The organism is Altericroceibacterium spongiae (genome assembly GCF_003610805.1).
In the GTDB taxonomy this organism is placed as follows: domain Bacteria; phylum Pseudomonadota; class Alphaproteobacteria; order Sphingomonadales; family Sphingomonadaceae; genus Altericroceibacterium; species Altericroceibacterium spongiae.
On the sequence record NZ_RAPF01000005.1, the window covers coordinates 1 to 17,829 of the forward strand.

Annotated in this window: 16 protein-coding genes and 1 tRNA gene; 9 read left to right on the forward strand and 8 right to left on the reverse strand. The window is 58.6% G+C overall.

All coding sequences use genetic code 11. The features are described 5' to 3' along the window. Positions 1-50 precede the first annotated feature (50 nt). Positions 51-127: transfer RNA gene (locus tag D6851_RS10135), tRNA-Met, on the forward strand. 176 nt (positions 128-303) lie between these two features. Here the strand turns inward: D6851_RS10135 and D6851_RS10140 are convergent. After that, positions 304-741, reverse strand: coding sequence for a MarR family winged helix-turn-helix transcriptional regulator (locus tag D6851_RS10140; RefSeq protein WP_120324801.1), 438 nt, complete (start codon positions 739-741; stop codon positions 304-306). A 268-nt stretch (positions 742-1,009) separates the two neighbouring features. Here D6851_RS10140 and D6851_RS10145 point away from each other — a divergent pair, with 268 nt between their 5' ends. From D6851_RS10145 to D6851_RS10170, 6 genes are all read left to right on the forward strand, one after another. Continuing rightward, the gene (locus tag D6851_RS10145) at positions 1,010-1,564 is read left to right on the forward strand and encodes a carboxymuconolactone decarboxylase family protein (RefSeq protein ID WP_120324802.1); all 555 of its coding nucleotides are present in this window, start codon (positions 1,010-1,012) and stop codon (positions 1,562-1,564) included. 46 nt (positions 1,565-1,610) lie between these two features. Next, complete coding sequence (locus D6851_RS10150; RefSeq protein ID WP_120324803.1) at positions 1,611-2,927, forward strand: M24 family metallopeptidase; 1,317 nt, start codon at positions 1,611-1,613, stop codon at positions 2,925-2,927. A gap of 34 nt (positions 2,928-2,961) precedes the next feature. Then, positions 2,962-4,896 (forward strand): FAD-binding monooxygenase, encoded by a 1,935-nt coding sequence (locus tag D6851_RS10155; RefSeq protein WP_120324804.1) that lies wholly within the window; start codon positions 2,962-2,964, stop codon positions 4,894-4,896. A 106-nt stretch (positions 4,897-5,002) separates the two neighbouring features. Beyond that, the gene (locus D6851_RS10160; RefSeq protein WP_120324805.1) at positions 5,003-5,485 is read left to right on the forward strand and encodes a hypothetical protein; all 483 of its coding nucleotides are present in this window, start codon (positions 5,003-5,005) and stop codon (positions 5,483-5,485) included. A gap of 159 nt (positions 5,486-5,644) precedes the next feature. Next, a complete protein-coding gene (locus D6851_RS10165; protein ID WP_147395462.1) occupies positions 5,645-6,547 on the forward strand; it encodes an amidohydrolase family protein in 903 nt (300 codons plus the stop codon). Between the two features lie 156 nt (positions 6,548-6,703). Further along, entirely contained in the window at positions 6,704-8,086 is a 1,383-nt protein-coding gene (locus D6851_RS10170) for a glycoside hydrolase family 27 protein (protein ID WP_120324807.1), read from the forward strand. 49 nt (positions 8,087-8,135) lie between these two features. Here D6851_RS10170 and ybaK read toward each other — a convergent pair whose 3' ends face one another. Both ybaK and D6851_RS10180 read right to left on the reverse strand, forming a co-directional pair. Beyond that, on the reverse strand, positions 8,136-8,615 hold the full coding sequence (ybaK, locus tag D6851_RS10175) for a Cys-tRNA(Pro) deacylase (RefSeq protein ID WP_120324808.1): 480 nt from the start codon (positions 8,613-8,615) through the stop codon (positions 8,136-8,138). Next, positions 8,612-9,028: a DUF4186 domain-containing protein gene (locus tag D6851_RS10180; RefSeq protein WP_238474032.1), complete on the reverse strand. Its 417-nt coding sequence runs from the start codon at positions 9,026-9,028 to the stop codon at positions 8,612-8,614. Before D6851_RS10180 ends, ybaK begins: the two co-directional genes overlap by 4 nt. An 84-nt stretch (positions 9,029-9,112) precedes the next feature. On the opposite strand from D6851_RS10180, the gene D6851_RS10185 reads away from it, so the two are divergent. Then, the gene (locus D6851_RS10185) at positions 9,113-10,981 is read left to right on the forward strand and encodes an ABC-F family ATP-binding cassette domain-containing protein (RefSeq protein ID WP_120324809.1); all 1,869 of its coding nucleotides are present in this window, start codon (positions 9,113-9,115) and stop codon (positions 10,979-10,981) included. A 90-nt stretch (positions 10,982-11,071) separates the two neighbouring features. Here D6851_RS10185 and D6851_RS10190 read toward each other — a convergent pair whose 3' ends face one another. Then, positions 11,072-11,761 carry a YiaD family glycine zipper/OmpA-like lipoprotein gene (locus D6851_RS10190; RefSeq protein WP_120324810.1) on the reverse strand — a complete coding sequence of 230 codons (690 nt, stop codon included), beginning with the start codon at positions 11,759-11,761 and terminating at the stop codon, positions 11,072-11,074. Positions 11,762-11,909: 148 nt separating this feature from the next. Here D6851_RS10190 and D6851_RS10195 point away from each other — a divergent pair, with 148 nt between their 5' ends. Next, on the forward strand, positions 11,910-13,238 hold the full coding sequence (locus tag D6851_RS10195; protein ID WP_120324811.1) for a hemolysin family protein: 1,329 nt from the start codon (positions 11,910-11,912) through the stop codon (positions 13,236-13,238). Positions 13,239-13,338: 100 nt separating this feature from the next. Here D6851_RS10195 and D6851_RS10200 read toward each other — a convergent pair whose 3' ends face one another. From D6851_RS10200 to D6851_RS10215, 4 genes are read right to left on the reverse strand one after another with little or no spacing between them, the layout of a single operon-like run. Then, complete coding sequence (locus tag D6851_RS10200; RefSeq protein WP_120324812.1) at positions 13,339-13,749, reverse strand: DUF3035 domain-containing protein; 411 nt, start codon at positions 13,747-13,749, stop codon at positions 13,339-13,341. Further along, on the reverse strand, positions 13,749-14,285 hold the full coding sequence (gene lspA, locus D6851_RS10205) for a signal peptidase II (protein ID WP_120324813.1): 537 nt from the start codon (positions 14,283-14,285) through the stop codon (positions 13,749-13,751). Before lspA ends, D6851_RS10200 begins: the two co-directional genes overlap by 1 nt. Continuing rightward, complete coding sequence (gene ileS / locus D6851_RS10210; RefSeq protein ID WP_120324814.1) at positions 14,282-17,185, reverse strand: isoleucine--tRNA ligase; 2,904 nt, start codon at positions 17,183-17,185, stop codon at positions 14,282-14,284. The genes lspA and ileS overlap by 4 nt, the downstream gene beginning before the upstream one ends. 12 nt (positions 17,186-17,197) lie before the next feature. Next, positions 17,198-17,773, reverse strand: coding sequence for a GNAT family N-acetyltransferase (locus D6851_RS10215; RefSeq protein WP_120324815.1), 576 nt, complete (start codon positions 17,771-17,773; stop codon positions 17,198-17,200). Between the last annotated feature and the right edge of the window lie 56 nt (positions 17,774-17,829).

Below are 17,829 nucleotides of genomic sequence, written 5' to 3' on the forward strand. Positions count from 1 at the left end.
GGATCACTCCGAGCGGCGGCTTTTGCGTCTGTAACAACACAGACACCCAGCGCGGGGTGGAGCAGTCCGGTAGCTCGTCAGGCTCATAACCTGAAGGTCGCAGGTTCAAATCCTGCCCCCGCAACCACACTCCAAACCAAACCTCCCAATCGCCATTGCCAATACAGGCTCGGTGGTTAAAGCACCTGTTCTCGAAGACTTTCTACTTCGAACGAAAGCTCCGATGATAGCGATTCAAGGATAGTTTGAATCCGGTCGTGCTGCCTCTTAATATCCGCCTGTCGAGGGCGGGCAAACAGGGTGTCAGTCCACCTTTTCAGTCCCGCGGACCATTTTGAGGAGCAGGCTGCAAAACAGCTCACTCTCTTCTGCGGTCAGATTTTGTGTCAGGCGCTGCTGCACATTCATCACTGCAGGCTCAATGCGTTGCAGCACAGCAAGACCCGCATCTGTCACCCGTAGCATCTTCACACGCCGGTCAACCGGGCAGGATGTTCGTGACAGCATACCCTTCTTCTCGAGCCGGTCTACCACTCCACCCAATGTCGCTCGGTCGACACCTATCGTACGAGAAATCGTGGTCGAATCGGTCTCTCCAAGGTCGGCAACCGCAATCATCGTGGCGTACTGGATGGCTGTCAGGTCTTCGTCCGGTAATTCAATGGCGAAGAGTGCCGTAGACAGTTGATGCGCGCGTCGCAGAAGATGGGCAGGTAGATGAAGCATCTTTTCGAGGTGCATGTGCCATGCTTTACTCACGGATTTATTGCAAACAAGGCAAATTTCCCGTCAGTTGTTGGAAGACGGAGGCTATATCCATCTTGAGGCGGGCTGGATGAAAGTTGAAACCTTCTACGCCACCTCTCGTCGTAAAATCGTGAGAGATGTCTTGACGACATATATTACGTGCACATAATATATGTACACGATATAGATGGTCGATACGTCGGTAAGATGATCGACTGGGGCAACGACCTCGAGATTGGGTAGAGTGAAAGGCGAAAACGATATGCGTGTCGAACCGATCGACCTTGATAAGCTCGATCCTGCGAATGCTAAAATTTGCGAAGCAATTTCCGGCTCACGTGGTGGAATCGTGGATGGTCCTTTTCGTGTGTGGCTGCGTGCCAATCCAGAACTTGCCGCCCGGATGGATGACGTCAGCAGCGTGCTGCGAGAAAGCGGAAAGCTCGACAGGCGGCTGATTGAAGTGGCTATTCTGTGTGTCGCCCGTTTCTGGGATGCGCGCTATCAATGGGCGGCACATGCGCCGATAGCGCTGGAAGCCGGTCTGACGCAGGACGTGATCGATTCTATTGCCAATAGCACCAGACCTGCATCGGCTCCGGACGATGAGCTGATTTTCTATGACCTGTCGATCAGCCTGCTGGAACTTCGGCAAATCCCGGATGCGCTTTATCAGAGGGCCATCGACCGGATTGGCTTTGGCGGCATGGTCGAATTGATAACCACTATCGGACAATACAGCCTGGCTGCGATCGTGACCAACGGTTTCGATATCACTCTGCTTTCCGGCGGTCCTGTCTTGCCGGAGCGGCCTTAAGGCCGGGCGGTGCCAGGTTTCTATAATAAAAGAGAGGATCCCATTCATGCAGCCTGATTTCCCAGCCCCCAATCGTCCGGTACCAGAAGGAGCCCGTGCTACGCGTGAATTGCTGAACTATATTCCGCAACTTTCGCTCAAGGAGCGGGACTGGCGCTGGGATCGGATCCGCAAGAAGATGATCCATGGCAAGATCGATGCCCTGTTGCTTCTGGGTAACGACATCTCGGCAGGTAGCGGTATGGGCAATCTGCGCTATCTGTTACAGGTGGGAACGGGCTTTGGGGCGGACGCGCTGTTTCCTCTCGATGGCGAACCGGTGGTATGGAGCAGCGTGGCACATATGCTGCGGCCCACCACGCTTTATCATTCCACGCAGGAATGGGTGAGTGACTTCCGTCATAAGGGCGGCCCGCCCGCACTGGCAGCCGAGATCGAGGCGCGAGGTCTTGATCGTTCGCGTATCGGTCTGGTCGGATTTTCGTCCTTCCTGCAGACCCAGCCTACCTTCCTGCATCACGATATTCTGGGCATTGAGAAATGTCTGCCCAATGTGCAGTTCGTTGATGCGACGCCACTGCTTTCCGAAATGCGCTTCACTAAAAGCGAGGAAGAGATCGGCATGATGCGCGAGGCGGGCAAGATCGCGCGCAAGACCGTCGATGCCATGCTTGCTTCGTGTCAGCCGGGGCAGCCCGACGCCGCTGTCTATGCCGAAATGTTCCGCACGCAGGTCGCCAACGGGGCCGAGCCAATTCTGTTCAATCTGTTCGGTGCGGGGCCGGTCGAGCATTCCGAAGATGAATTGTGGCACTTGCTGCACGGGTTTGAACATCCGGTCATCCCCTCGATGCGGCCATTGCAGAACGGTGATCTCGTGATCTCTGAATTCCATACTCAATATGGCGGCTATCGCGTCCACACCGAATATACAGTCTATCTCGGCAAAACTGTGCCGGACGAGTTGAAGCGGCTGTGGGACATTGCGGTTGAATGCCTGCATGCCAGCCAGGAAGCGCTCGTTCCGGGGCGGACTTTTGGCGAGGCGCTGGAGATGATCCGTGCACCCGCGAAAAAAGCCAATCTCGACTGGGTCGAACTCGGCTTCAATTCGAAGGGGACGGCATCTCCCGAGTTTCCGAGCATCGTCTACGAGCCGGGCTACGGCAATAATCCGGGCAATGGCGACCGGATGATGAATCTTGTTCTCGAGGAGCGGATGACGCTTGGCAACAATGTCGACCTCCATGACTCACGCTGGAAAGTCGATGTCGGCGTGATGCTCGGCGACTTCATGGTTGTGCGCGAAGGTGGCGCTGAGAAGCTGGTCGATACTCCGCTTGAGATCGGACAGGTGGGGTGAGGACGATCCCGCCCGCTATAAAAGGAGGGACAGATTGCAGTTTCATTTGAACGGCTTTCGCCCGGGCGATCCGGATATTTTCCCCGCTGCACCGAAGGTGCGGGTGCCGGATGTCGTTGTGCCGGATCGTGTCGATGTCCTGATTGCGGGTAGCGGTCCCGCCGGGCTGTGTCTCGCGGCCCAGCTTGCCCGTGTCCCGGAAATCCGGACCATGCTTGTGGAGCCCAAGCTGGCACCTATGGAAAAGGGCCAGGCGGATGGCATTAATGTTCGCTCAATGGAGATGTTTCAGGCGTTTGGCTTTGCAGAAAAAGTGAAGCGGGAATCGGTCTGGATCAATGAAACCACTTTCTGGAATCCGGACCCTCAAAAACCCGAGAATATCCACCGGGTTGGGCGAGTGCAGGATGTGGCGGACGGTCTGAGCGAGATGCCGCATGTGCTGATTAATCAGGCCCGGGTGCATGATATGTATCTTGATCTCATGCGCAATGCGCCCACCCGGCTGACACCCGATTATGGGCTGAAAGTTTCGACGCTGGCTGTTGATGAGACGGCGAAGGATTATCCTGTAACGGTCACACTTGAACATACTGCACCAGGCAGAGAAGGCCAGACGCAGATCGTTCGCGCGCGTTATGTCGTCGGATGCGACGGGGCGCGATCCAGTGTTCGCAAGGCAATCGGCGGCTCTTTACAGGGTGATGCTGCCAATCAGGCCTGGGGCGTGATGGACATGCTCGCTCTTACAGATTTTCCCGACTTTCGCATGAAGGCGATTATCCAGTCTGCTGAGAATGGGTCTGTTCTTCTTCTTCCCAGAGAGGGAGGCTATCTGGTTCGTATTTATGTAGAGCTGGACAAGCTGGCGGCGGATGAACGTGTCGCCGAACGCGGCCTGAGTGCCGATGACATCATCGCCAAGGCCAAACGCATCTTCCACCCCTATACGCTCGACGTGAAAGAAGTGGTCTGGTCGTCGATCTATGAGATCGGGCATCGGCTAACCAATGCTTTCGACGATGTTTCGGCCGATGCCTCATCGGACCGGACCCCGCGTGTCTTGCTGGCGGGTGACGCCTGCCATACGCACAGCCCGAAAGCGGGGCAGGGGATGAACGTATCGATGGGCGATACATTCAATCTGGGCTGGAAGCTGATTGCTGTGCTGACAGGGCGTTCTTCTCCCGAACTGCTGCACAGCTATACTGCCGAACGCCGTGCCGCAGCTAAGGCTCTGGTCGAGTTCGATCACCGCTGGGCGCGTGTCATTGGCACCAGATCGGCAGATGATATCGACGAATCAATGCCGCGGGTCCAGCGCGAGTTTATCGCCAATGGCGAATTTACCGCCGGACTGACCATACGCTATGAACCCTCGGTTTTAACCGGAAGTGAGGACTGGCAGCATCTGGCAACCGGTTTTCCTGTCGGTATGCGTTTCCACTCCGCACCCGTTATCCGGCTGGCGGATGCCATGCCTATGCAGCTTGGTCATGCAGTAGAAGCCGACGGGCGGTGGCGTCTGTTTGCTTTCGCTCCTGCGGATGACAGCGGGCAGGCGGGCGGTGCTATCGATACGCTATGCGATTTCCTTGAGAACTCCGGTCTTTCGCCGGTCTGGCGCCATACCGGGCCGGATGAGGATATCGACGCTGTGATCGATGTGCGGGCTGTGTTCCAACAAGGGTTTCGCAGCCTCGAACATGCCGCCATGCCTTCATTATTGCGCCCTAAAAAGGGCATCTACGGATTGCCGGATTACGAGAAAGTGTTCTGCGCTGATGTGAAGAGCGGTGAGGATATTTTCGCCCTGCGTGACATCGATAGGGCAGAAGGCTGCGTCGTGATCGTCCGGCCGGATCAATATGTCAGCCATGTTTTGCCGTTATCCGCACATAACGAACTGAGCCGGTTCTTTGCCGGGTTTCTTCTGCCGGTGCGGGAAGCGGTTGGGGAGCCAGCCTGAATGTGCAGCTCCCGAGCTAATGACTGGAAACATCCAGCATAACAAAAGGCGTGGATGGGCAATGGCGCCTGTCGCGTGAATAACACTTGGAAGAGGATTATTGAAAATGCTGTATCATGCGTCAATCGCAGCCAAAGATCCGGAAAATGTTTCAAAAGTCGTAGCGGAAATCTGGGGCGGGGAACATTTCCCTTTTCTGCCGCTTCAGAACGGGTCCTGGATGGCCGTCGCTTCGGACGATCGGAACACGGCGCTGGAAGTATACCCTCATAACAGTATTATCGATTATGAGGACCCGAAGGTTGTAGTCCCCAATCCTGCACCCTCAGGCACAAATCGTGTTGAGACGCATCTGGCGATCGGCACCGGGCTGACTGCGGACGACATATTCGCGATCGGCGAAAGAGAAGGCTGGTTCGCTCAGCGCCTGCGCCGCAAAATGGGGTTTGATGTGGTCGAACTCTGGATTGAGAACAGGGTCATGCTCGAAATCCTGACCGAAGAGATGCAGTCCGATTACCTTGAGACCACCACAACGCCGCGCTGGATGGCCGCTTTGGAAAAGTGGAAAGAAGCCAAACTCGGCTGAGCCGCATCAGCCGGTGCTGTGAATCTGCCTCGCATGGTGCTTGGGCAGGGATAGTGCCGTTTTCCTGCTCGAAGGAGACGGTCACGCAACCGGACACATCCTGTTTTTGCCTTGAAAGGCGAATCTGTCGATCTGGCTGCCAGGCCGGAAGGAGAGGTTATGGAAAAAATAATCGACTGTCACTTTCACCTCTGGGACCTGAAGGTGAATTACTACCCCTGGCTGACCGACCGGATTTCGGAGAATGTGACCCGTATTAATGGCGATTACCGCAGCATCAGGAAAAACTACCTGATTGAGGATTTTCGCAAGGACATGGCAGGGGTTGATGTCGTGGCTGCGGTTCATTTGCAGGCCGATGCCGATCCGGCTGACAGCGTCAGTGAGTCCGCCTGGCTGCAATCCGTGGCGGATTCGGAGGGGAACGGCATGCCGCAGGGTTTTGTCGCTCGGGGGGATTTACGGGCGAGTGATGCGGCCGAAACCATCGAACAGCATTGCGCATTCCCGAATCTGCGCGGTCTGCGCGCCGAGATGCATCCGGGCCTTGGCGCTCCGGCCGATTACAATCCGCTCAAGGATGAAACCTGGCTGCGCAATCTGGCGCTGCTGGAGAAACACAAGCTTGTGCTGGAAGTTCGTGCGGCTTCCCCCGAGCAGACAGATGATGTCATCAGCCTTATCCGGGCCCACCCGAATATAAACTTCGTGTTTCCCCATCTTGCACTTTCGATATGGCGCGATGAAGAAGCGATCGCGGCATGGAAGCAAACGATCAGGATTTATGGCGAGTTGCCGAATGTCTATCTCAAATTATCCGGCTATGGCCTTTTCGGTAAGGAATGGACGATCGATGAAGTGCGGCCCTATGTGCTGGATTGTATCGATGCGATTGGGCCGGACCGTCTGGTTTGCGGGTCCAATTACCCTGTAGACGGGCTGGCCGCTTCCTATGCCAGAATATGGGAAACACATTCGACTTTACTGGACGAAGCCGGATGCAACGCGGCGGAAAGGGCGAAAATCTTCCACGATAATGGCAAGCGCCTGTACCGTTTATAGCGAATACATAGCCTTCAGCCTTATCTGCAACGATGCCAGCCTGCCTGTGCAAGCTTGAAAGGCGACCGGTCTCACCGGTGCTTTTGGCAGAGCCCTTGCAACCTCGCTTTAACTCGGACATTAATTTGTCTGAGTTAAAGCGAGGGGCAAAGATATATGGATATTTCGCGACGCAGGGCTTTGCTGGCAACAGCGGCGGCACCATTGGCGGGTATGGCGTTGCGCGCGAGCGCGCGCGATGTGGCGGACGGTCCCGACAGCCGAAAGACCGATTCATCATCTGCCATGCTTGCACCGCGCCCGCCCATGGGCTGGAACAGCTGGAACAGTTTTGCCGGTACGATCACTGAGGAGCAAACGCTCGAAACCGCCCGGATTATGGCAGATAAACTGCTGCCTTCCGGTTACGATACGCTGACGGTGGACATTCAGTGGTATGAACCTGAGGCCAGCAGCTATTCCTATAATGCCAATCCGGTACCGGCGCTGGATGAATATGCCCGGCTCATCCCGGCCCCCAACCGGTTCCCCTCCTCAAAGGGTGGCAAGGGTTTCGCGCCGCTGGCCGATAAAGTTCATGCACTGGGTCTCAAATTCGGCATTCATGTGATGCGCGGTATTTCGCGTCTGGCCGTGAAGCGTAATCTCCCCATTCTCGATACCGGTTACCGTGCGCAGGATATTGCCGATACGTCCAGCATTTGCCCCTGGAATCCCGATATGTACGGGGTCGATATGGGGCGGCCCGGCGGACAGGCTTATTATGACAGTATTTTCCGGCTCTATGCATCATGGGGCGTCGATTTCATCAAGATGGACGATATGAGCCGCCCTTATGATGCGCATGTGCCCGAAATCGAGGCGGCGGGAAAAGCCATTGCCCGTTGCGGCCGGCCGATGGTTCTGAGCCTGTCCCCCGGTGAAACGCCGGTGCCGCGTGGCGATCATGTCCGCCGCTATGCCCAGATGTGGCGTATTTCCGACGATTTCTGGGATGACTGGGGCATGCTGGAAGCGCAATTCACGCGTCTGGCGAACTGGAGTCTGTTCCGCGGCCCCGGCTGCTGGCCGGATGCCGATATGTTGCCGCTGGGGCGTCTGGCTCTGGGGGATCGGGATACGCGCTTCACCCCGGCCGAGCAGCGCACGCTCATGACTTTGTGGTCGATAGCCCGGTCACCGCTCATTATGGGGGGCGATTTACGCTATCTCGATGAAGCGACGCTCACCTTGCTGACCAATCGTGAAGTACTGGCAGTCAATCAGGCGAGCACCGATAATCAGCCGCATTATCTGGAGGATGGAATACGCGTCTGGTCGGCCAGAGCATCGGATAGCGAGGACCGCTATCTCGCTTTGTTCAATATGTCCGGCGAAGCCCGCCCGGTTGGCGCGGATCTGGCCTTGCTCGGCATGCCACAGCGTATGGCGGTGCGCGATCTGTGGGCAGGGCAGGAGCTGGGTGTGTCCGAAGGGCGTGTCACGGCCGAACTGCCACCGCATGGCAGTGCGCTCTATCGCCTGCGAGCCGTGTCATAGGCGCACCGCTTGCCTGGGGTCGGTCAGGCGATGACACGAAACCGTTCCATCAGTTCTCCGCGCAGAGCGGCAAGGCCCGGGCATCCAGTGCAGCCCGGGCCGCTTCGGGTGACAGCAACAGAATCAACCCCCTTTTGCCGCCATTGATACCGACCTGCGTGAACGCCATGGCTGTGCTTTCGAATATCACCGGTACTTTGCGTTTTTGCCCGAAGGGGCTGATTCCGCCAGTCCGATAGCCGGTGATGCGCTCTGCCTTGTCACTGGGCATCATCGAAGCCGATTTGCCGCCGAATGCCGCAGCGGCCCGTTTCATCGAGACCGTCCGGTCTCCTGGAACCACGACACAGGCCGGATGGCCGTCCACTTCCAGCATCAATGTCTTGAGCAGATGATCGGGGGCAATGCCCACCGCCTCGGCAGCTTGTAAAGCGACCCGCTCCTGCCCCGGATGATAATCATATTGTACGGGTTCGAAGGCGATGTCGGCCTTGCGCAGAAACTGTGTGGCGGGGGTTCCAACACTCATAATAGATGTTTTCCTGTTGTCGGGGCGATGGCCGGAACAGAACGATTCATTTCTCCGTCGATCCAGCGCATGACCACTGCAACGATATAGTTCTGTTCCGCTGCGCCTAAGGCGCGCCCGGCTGCAATGCCGTGCCATTTCGTCAGGCAGGAGCGGCAGCAACAGGCGGTGGCATGCTGGGCGATAAAGACGGGATGGCCGCGCATGGGCGTCTGTTTACCGTCATTCCTGGGAAATGCCGGGGCCAGACGCTGCGCGATGAAGCCTTGGGCGTGGTCGATGATCGCCATGCGTCCTTTGGCCCGGGCATAGTCATGTTCCCGCTCCCCGAGATGAAACCGGCTGCGAAAACGGGAACGGGCCAGCCTGTCGAAAAGCGTATCGTGAACCATCATGACTGTCTCGGGAGCCATATAGGGCCTGTCTGTTCTGCGGGAAAGTGTACGATTTCCGGCAAACCCATGGAATGCTCGGAAAGGCGCTGCTAGACGCACGCCATGCTGACGATCAATAGCATCACAGTGCGCCTTGGCGGGCGTGTTATTCTCGACAAGGCGAGTGCGTCGATCCCTCCGCGGGGCAGGGTCGGGCTGGTCGGCCGGAACGGGGCGGGCAAGTCCACGCTCATGAAGGCACTGATCGGTCAGATCGAACCCGACGATGGCAGTATCGATGTGCCCCGGCGCGCCCGGCTGGGCTATATTGCGCAGGATGCACCGGCAGGCGATGCAACGCCTTTCGAAACGGTGCTGGCTGCCGATGTCGAACGCGCGGATTTGCTGATCGAACTGGAGCAGGATCCTGCGCCTGAGAGGCTGGCCGATATTCATGAAAGATTATTGGCGATCGATGCCTATAGCGCTCCGGCCAGGGCAGCGCGAATTCTGGTGGGGCTGGGTTTCGATGAAGCCATGCAGCAACGCCCGCTCGATGATTTTTCGGGCGGCTGGAAAATGCGTGTCGCTCTGGCCGCATTGTTGTTTTCTGCACCCGATGTGCTGCTGCTCGACGAACCGTCGAACCATCTCGATCTCGAAGCGACATTGTGGCTGGAAAATTTTCTCAAGACCTATCCTGCAACCATCCTCATCATCAGCCATGAGCGCGATCTGCTGAACAATGTGGTGGACAATATACTGCATCTCCAGGGGGGGAAGCTAACGCTTTATCCCGGCGGTTATGACAGCTTCGAACAGCAGCGGGCCGCCCGCGCCGCACAGCTCGAAGCGGCACAGGCGGCGCAGGAAGCGCAGCGTGCCAAACTGGCCGATTACGTCGCCCGCAACAGTGCGCGCGCCTCTACCGCGAAACAGGCGCAGTCGCGCGCCAAGATGCTGGCCAAGATGCAGCCAGTTGCCGCGATGATAGAAGATCCGGAAATGCGCTTTGCCTTCCCCGATCCCGATCAATTGCGTCCGCCGCTGGTCACGCTGGATCTGGCAGCCGTAGGATATGAGGCTGAAAAACCGATATTGCGGCGCCTCAATCTGCGTATCGACCCGGAAGACCGGCTGGCGCTGCTGGGGCGCAACGGCAATGGTAAGACCACGCTGGCCCGGCTGCTGGCCGGGCAATTGCCGCCGATGGAAGGTGGCATGAACAGCTCTTCTAAATTGCGGATCGGCTATTTCACGCAATATCAGGTTGAGGAGCTGGCGGGCGATGCCACGCCTTACGACCATATGAGCCGGGCCATGGAAGGCAGGACACCTGAACAGGTGCGTGCGCAGCTTGGACGGTTCGGTTTTTCGGGGGACAAGGCGCTCACCGATGTGCGGCAATTATCTGGCGGCGAACGGGCGCGCCTTGCTCTGGCTCTGGTGACGCGCGATGCGCCCCACGTTCTTATTCTGGACGAGCCGACCAACCATCTCGATGTCGATGCGCGCGAAGCGCTGGTGCAGGCGCTCAACGATTTTCAGGGCGCGGTGATTCTTATCAGCCATGACCGCCATATGGTCGAGCTGACAGCCGACCGGCTGGTGCTGGTCGATGGCGGCACAGCGACGGAATATGACGGCAGCATGGCCGACTATATCGATTTTGTGCTGGGGCGGAATCAGCCGCCTGCGGACAGCAAGGGGCAGGATAAGCCGGGCAGGCCCAGACCCTCGGGCAATAACTGGCGCGAACAGACACGGCGTTTGCGCAAAGATATTGCTGCAGCGGAAAAGGCGATGGGCCAGCTTCAGCAGGAATGCGCGGCGATTGACGATGTCCTGGCCGATCCCGCTAAGGCGTCGGGGCCGCTTGCCAGTCTGTCGATCGGAGAGCTGGGCCAAAGGCGTGTCGCTCTGGTCGCCGAACTGGAAGAGCAGGAAGCACGCTGGCTCGAACTGAGCGAGCAGCTCGAAGAGCTGCAATAGGCTGCGTTTCCGGGCCGACAGGATAAAAAAGGAGCCGGCCCTCACGGACCGGCTCCCCTCCGCTCGCTGCGCGGATTCCGATAGTTGCGATCAGGAACCGGAACGGGCTGCCTGAACCTGATCCTGCGTGATCGGGGTAATCTTGATTTCGACGCGGCGGTTGAGCGCGCGGCCGGATTCGGTGGTGTTGTCCGCCACCGGATATTGCTCGCCATAGCCGACCGTTTCGATTCGGGCGCGCGAAACACCGCGCGAAACCAGATAATTGGCTACCGAATCGGCCCGTCTGCGCGACAGATCGAGATTATACGAATCCGAACCGGTCGAATCGGTGTGGCCCATCACGTCGACCAGACTGTCCGGATACTGGCTGAGGCTCGATGCCACATTGTCGAGCGCATCGCGGAAGCTCGGGCTGATCGTGGTGCTGTCCACGGCAAAGGTCACGTCGGGCAGATTGACGAGAATGGCGTCCCCGTCGGGCGTTTCGGTCACATCCACACCGGAACCGGCGGTCTGTTCCTTCAGTTCCTTGATCTGCTGATCCATCTTATAACCGACCGCGCCGCCGGCGACGCCGCCAATACCTGCACCGAGGATGCGGGCCGTGTCGCCACCGATCAGGCCGCCGAGAAGATAGCCCAGACCCGCTCCGCCGACGCCGCCGATGGCGGTGCGGGAAACCTTGCGTTCGCCGGTATTCGGGTCGGTCACGCAGCCCGACACGGTCACCAGAGAGACTGCGGCCAGGCCGGAAAGGAGATAGCGGGAGATATTCATTGTGTTTTTCCTCCTGAACGAAATAGCAGGCACTGACCCGCCATCGGGGCCGGGGCCTGACCTTCCTATACTACGCCCAAGATGAACGGCTGTTCCATTTGCAATTGCCGTCTTCGCGCTTTCGGCCAAATCTGCTAGCGCTTCGGATGTGACACCTTTTCCCTGGTTCGACCTCTGCATTCTGGCTGCACTCATTCTTCTGAATGGGGTGTTTTCCATGTCCGAGCTGGCCATTGTCTCGGCCCGTCGGGCGCGGTTGCAAATGGCCGCCGACCGGGGCAGCCGCCCGGCCAGAACCGCCTTGTCGCTGGCCGCCGAACCGGGCAAGTTCCTGTCCACCGTGCAGATCGGCATTACGCTGATCGGAATCGTCGCGGGGGCTTATTCAGGCGCCACGCTGGGCGGGCCGGTGGGCGAGCGGCTGGCATGGCTGGGTTTGCCGTCGGATCTGGCCGGCGAAGCCGGTTTCGTTCTGGTTATCGGGCTGACCACCTATTTCAGCCTCGTTGCCGGGGAGCTCGTGCCCAAGCAACTGGCTTTGCGCGCCGCCGAGCCGGTGGCAATCGTGGTCGCGCCGCTTATGGCTTTTCTGGCCATGGTGGCGGCTCCCTTTGTCTGGGTGTTGGACAAATCTTCCAGCCTCGCCCTGCGCCTGCTCGGTATCCGGCATAGCGGCGAAGAGTCGCTGACCGCCGAGGAATTGCAGATGCTCTTCAACGAAGCGACCCGTTCGGGCGCGATCGAGAAAGAGGAAGGGGCGATGCTGTCGGGCATTATGCGCCTGGCCGATCGCAAGGTACGTGATTTGATGACCCCTCGGATCGAGCTCGACTGGATCGATCATGAGGCCGACGAAGAAGAGATTCGCGCCACAATCGCAGAGTCGCCGCACTCGCTGCTGCCCGTTGCTGACGGCTCGGCGGATAAATTGCTCGGTGTAGTGAAAGTGCGCGAGATTCTCGCTTTGCTGCTCGCGGGAAAACCGGTTCGGCTCGCTTCGCTTACCCGCAAGACCGAAGTGGTGCCCGATCAGCTCGATGCGCTGGATGCGCTACGTATTCTTCAGCAATCTGGCACCGGCATGGCTATGGTGCATGACGAATATGGCCATCTCGAAGGGATCGTGACCCCGGCGGATTTGCTGAGCGCCATTGCCGGCAGCTTTGCCAGCCATCAGGATGAAGGTGACGATCCCGAAATCACCGAAAGAGCCGATGGGTCGCTGCTGATTTCCGGCGCTATGCCTGCTGATATGCTGACCGAATATCTCGGTGTGGAACTGCCCGAGGGGCGCGATTTCGCCACGGCAGCGGGCTTCGTTCTGTCGGTCCTGAAAAAGCTGCCGCAGGAAGGCGAACTGTTCGATGAGCAGGGCTGGCGCTTCGAAGTGGTCGATATGGATGGCCGCAAGATCGACAAGATTCTCGCTCAGCGTATCGTGCATGAGGAAGAGGGCGATGAGGTGGCGGGCGACTGATCGGTCCTGCCTGTATTCGGTTCTGGCAGGGGCCCGCAAAAAAGCCGGAACGAGCCCGGCTTTTTCGAAATAATTGTTCTGGAAGAGGGCGGGGCCCTTATCAGCTCGGTGTGACAGCGCGGGCGGCCTGTCCATCGCCTTGCGGAGCGGACAGGATAGCGCGCGTATCGGTGCCTTTATCCACCGTATAGGTCTTTTCTGAACCCACTTCCGAACGGATGCCGGGATCGGCATCGCCCGCGCGGCTGAGCGTGTCATTTTCCACGTCGCTGCGCTCGGCTTTGCCACCGAACAGGGCGTCGAGCGCCTGCTGGCTGGCCGAGCCTTCCGCCGGGCGCGGTGCACCCGATGCCGGGGGCACGAGCTGGAAATCTGGCGGCACCACCAGCGGTGCCTGCCGCTGGACGGCAAATTCGTCCGGGCGCTCGCGATTGAAAATGCCGTTGCCGCCACAGGCGGCCAGCAGCGAGCAGCTCGCGGCGATAAGGGTGAAACGGGTGGTGTTGCGCATCAATTCGTCTCCGCGGGTTTGTCCGCTTTGCCCTCGCTTTGGGGTCTGGAGGGTTTCTCGCCCATGAACAATGAGCGAGCAAGGATAATCAGGACACCGATCGTAATAGCGGCATCGGCGAGATTGAAGATCAGAAATGGCCGCCAGGTGCCGATATGGAAATCGGCATAATCGATAACATAACCATATTCGATCCGGTCACGAATATTTCCGGCCGCTCCGCCCAGAATCAGGGCAAGGCCGAAAATATCCCACAAACGTTTTTCACGCAAAATCCAGATGAACACGACCAGCGCGATCAGCGCGGTCACGCCCACCAATATCCAGCGTGTTTCCATCGAATTGGCAGTAAACATGCCCAGCGACACACCGAAATTCTGCGTCCAGGTCAGATCGAAAAAAGGCAGCAGATCGATATGGCCTACCCGATGGAGGCGCAGCGGCCCGACCATCAGCCATTTGACGAACTGATCCACCGCGAAAATCGCGATGGCCAGCACGAAGCCGATTAGCCTGTTACGCAAAACAGAGTTCATTCAGGCAATTCCATATCCGAAACGGCATCGGCACAGCGATTGCACAATGCGCCTTCTTCGGCAACTTCGGGTAAATGCCGCCAGCACCGGCCGCATTTGGAATCGCCGCTCTTGCTGACCGAAATCGCATCCTGCTGAGCACGCGTGACCGGGCCGGTGATGAACAGTTCGGCCAGATCGGCATCGGTGAAATCGTAAGGCACGGCGCTGCCCGGCACGGTCACATTGGCTTCGAGGCCGGAGCGGATCTGCTTTTCGCGGCGCATCGGCTCGATGGCTTCCATCACCTGTTCGCGCAATTTGCGCAGATTTTCCCAGCGTGCCTTATCGGCGCTGACGCCGGGCAATTCCGGCCATTCGAGCAGATGCACACTGTCACTTTCGGGATAGCGGGTCTGCCAGACTTCTTCCGCCGTGAAGACCAGCACCGGCGCGGCGAACCGCACCAGTGCGTGGAACAGCATATCCAGCACCGTGCGATAGGCGCGGCGTTCGGCACTGTCCGGCGCATCGCAATAGAGCCGGTCCTTGCGGATATCGAAGAAGAAGGCCGAGAGATCTTCATTGCAGAAATCGGCCAGCGCGCGCGTGTAACGGTCATAATCGTAATTATCGACTGCATTGCGCAGGGTGATTTCGAGATCGCCGAGCAGCGCCAGCATATAGTGTTCCAGCTCGGGCATCTGATCGACCGGCACAGCCTCTGCCGTATCGTAATCGGCCAGCGCGCCGAGCATATAGCGGAACGTGTTGCGCAGCTTGCGATACTGATCGGCCACGCCTTTGAGGATTTCCGGCCCGATCCGGTGATCGGCGGTATAATCGACCGACAGCGCCCACAGGCGGATAATATCCGCACCGTAATCGCGCATCACATCGAGCGGGCTGATCGTATTGCCGAGGCTCTTGGACATTTTCATGCCCTTGGCATCCATGGTGAAGCCGTGAGTCAGCACTGCCTTGTAAGGTGCGCGGCCACGTGTGCCGCAGCTTTCGAGCAGGGAAGACTGAAACCAGCCGCGATGCTGATCGGACCCTTCGAGATAGAGATCGGCGGGCGGGCCGTCATAACCCTCGGGCCGGGTAAGGGCGGGCCAGCGGCCGCTTTCCAGTACGAAGGCATGGGTGGAACCCGAATCGAACCAGACGTCGAGAATATCGGTAACGCGCTCATAATCGGCGAGATCGTATTTCTCGCCGAGCAGCGCCTGCGCATTTTCTTCGTCCCACGCATCAACGCCCTGTGCCTGCACGGCGGCGACGATCCGGGCATTGACGTCCTTATCGACCAGATAGGCGCCGGTTTCGCGATTGACGAAAAGCGTGATCGGCACGCCCCATGCGCGTTGGCGGGAGAGCACCCAGTCGGGACGGCCTTCGACCATGGAGCGAATCCGGTTGCGGCCCTTTTCGGGCACGAAACGCGTTTCGGAGAGGGCTTTCAGTGCGGTTTCGCGCAAAGTGGCGGTGGGCACCGAAGCGGTCGCAGCGATTGCGCCGCCGATACCGTCGAGCGGGGCGGCATCGAATTCCAGCGCGCCGAGCGGCTGATCCATCGGCACGAACCATTGCGGCGTGCAGCGATAGATCACCTTGGCCTTGGAACGCCAGCTATGCGGATAGGAATGGCGCGTGCTTTCATCGTTCCGGGCCGACAGCAAAGCACCGGCTTCGCGCAGGTCTTCGCAGATCGGGCCGTCGGGCGCGGTGAAGCGGGCATTGATGACGCTGTTCGAACGTTCGTCTGTGCGTGGCAGCCACAGCCAGTCTGCGCGATAGCGGCCATCGGCTTCGACCGCGAAGACGGGGTTGATGCCATTGGCCTTGCACAGATCGAAATCGTCTTCCCCGTGATCGGGGGCGAGGTGAACGATACCGGTACCTGCATCGGTGGTGACGAAATCGCCCGCCAGCATAGGACGCAGCGTTGCGAAAAAGCCGCCGAGCTTGTGCATCGGATGGCGGGCTTTGGTCCCGGCAAGATCGGAGCCTTTGCCGCGCCAGAGAATATCGACATCATTCCCGTTTTCTGAAGAATGACGGGCAAGTGTGGCAGGCAACAATATTTCGGCCAGCAGGAGCTTTTTGCCGTCATGCCCGATCACGACATATTCGACATCATCGCCGTAAGCGAGTGCCTGATTGACCGGGATCGTCCAGGGCGTTGTGGTCCAGATTACCGCATAGGCACCGACCAGCTCTTTAACCGGGCTTTCGACGATTTCGAACGCCACGTCGATCTGGGTCGAGGTGATGTCTTCATATTCGACTTCGGCTTCGGCCAGCGCGGTCTTTTCAACCGGGCTCCACATCACCGGCTTGGCACCGCGATAGAGCTGGCCGCTTTCGGCGAATTTGAGCAATTCGGCCACGATCGTCGCTTCGGCTTCGGGGTCCATCGTCAGATAGGGATGGTCCCAGTCACCCAGAATGCCCAGGCGCTTCAACTGCTCGCGCTGTACATCCACCCATTTGGCGGCATAGGCGCGGCATTCGGCACGAAATTCCTTTTGCGGAACCTCGTCCTTGTTTTTCTTCTTCTTGCGGTACTGCTCTTCGACTTTCCATTCGATCGGCAGGCCGTGGCAGTCCCAGCCGGGCACATAAGGCGCATCCTTGCCGAGCAGGCTCTGCGTGCGACAGACCATGTCTTTCAGGATATGATTGAGCGCATGGCCGATATGCATATCGCCGTTGGCGTAAGGCGGGCCATCATGCAGAATGAATTTCTCCCGGCCCGCACGCTGCGCGCGCAAAGTGCCGTGCAGATCCTCTGTCTGCCATTTTTCCAGAATGCCCGGTTCCTTCTGCGGCAGGCCTGCTTTCATCGGAAAGCCGGTCCTGGGGAGGAATACGGTCGGGCGCCAGTCCCGTTCTTTATCGTCGCGCTGCTGTGCCATAGAGCGCGCCGCTTACGCGCTATCGCGCTTCGCGGCAATATGGCGTTGATAGGGTTGGCTCACGATAAACCGTTCCCACCGGGTTTCGAACACACTGACATCGCCGCCCCATGGGGGTTGCCAGTCCCTTATATGCCTGGCGCCGAGCGATAGAGCGAGCCTTTCGCTGGCGGTATTTCCTTTTAAAACGCAGTGAATCACGCGGTCCCGGTGAAGTGCTTCCTTGCACCAGATCAGGGCAGCAGCGGCCCCTTCGGCAGCATAGCCGCGGCGGTGATATTCGGGGAAAATGGCCCAGCCCACTTCGAATCCCGGCCAGCCGGGCGGCGAAAACGGCCCGAGTCGCCCAATCGGGGCACCGGTTTCTTTCAGTTCGACCACGAAATTGCCGAATCCTTCGAGCGACCAGCTACCATTGACCAGTGCCAGATTGCGCCAGGCTTCTTCTTGCGACAAAGCGCGTCCTTCGCGGGTGATGGTGCTGGCGAATTTCTCTTTCGCAAAGGCCGCGATGAAGGCGTCCTTGTCCGAGGGGCGAAATTCGCGCAGGCGCAAACGCTCGGTTTCCAGAACCGGAATGGCGGACATATTCTCTCTCCCGTATTTTTTCGGGCAGAGCCTAGCGGGGCTGGCGCAGGAGCGCC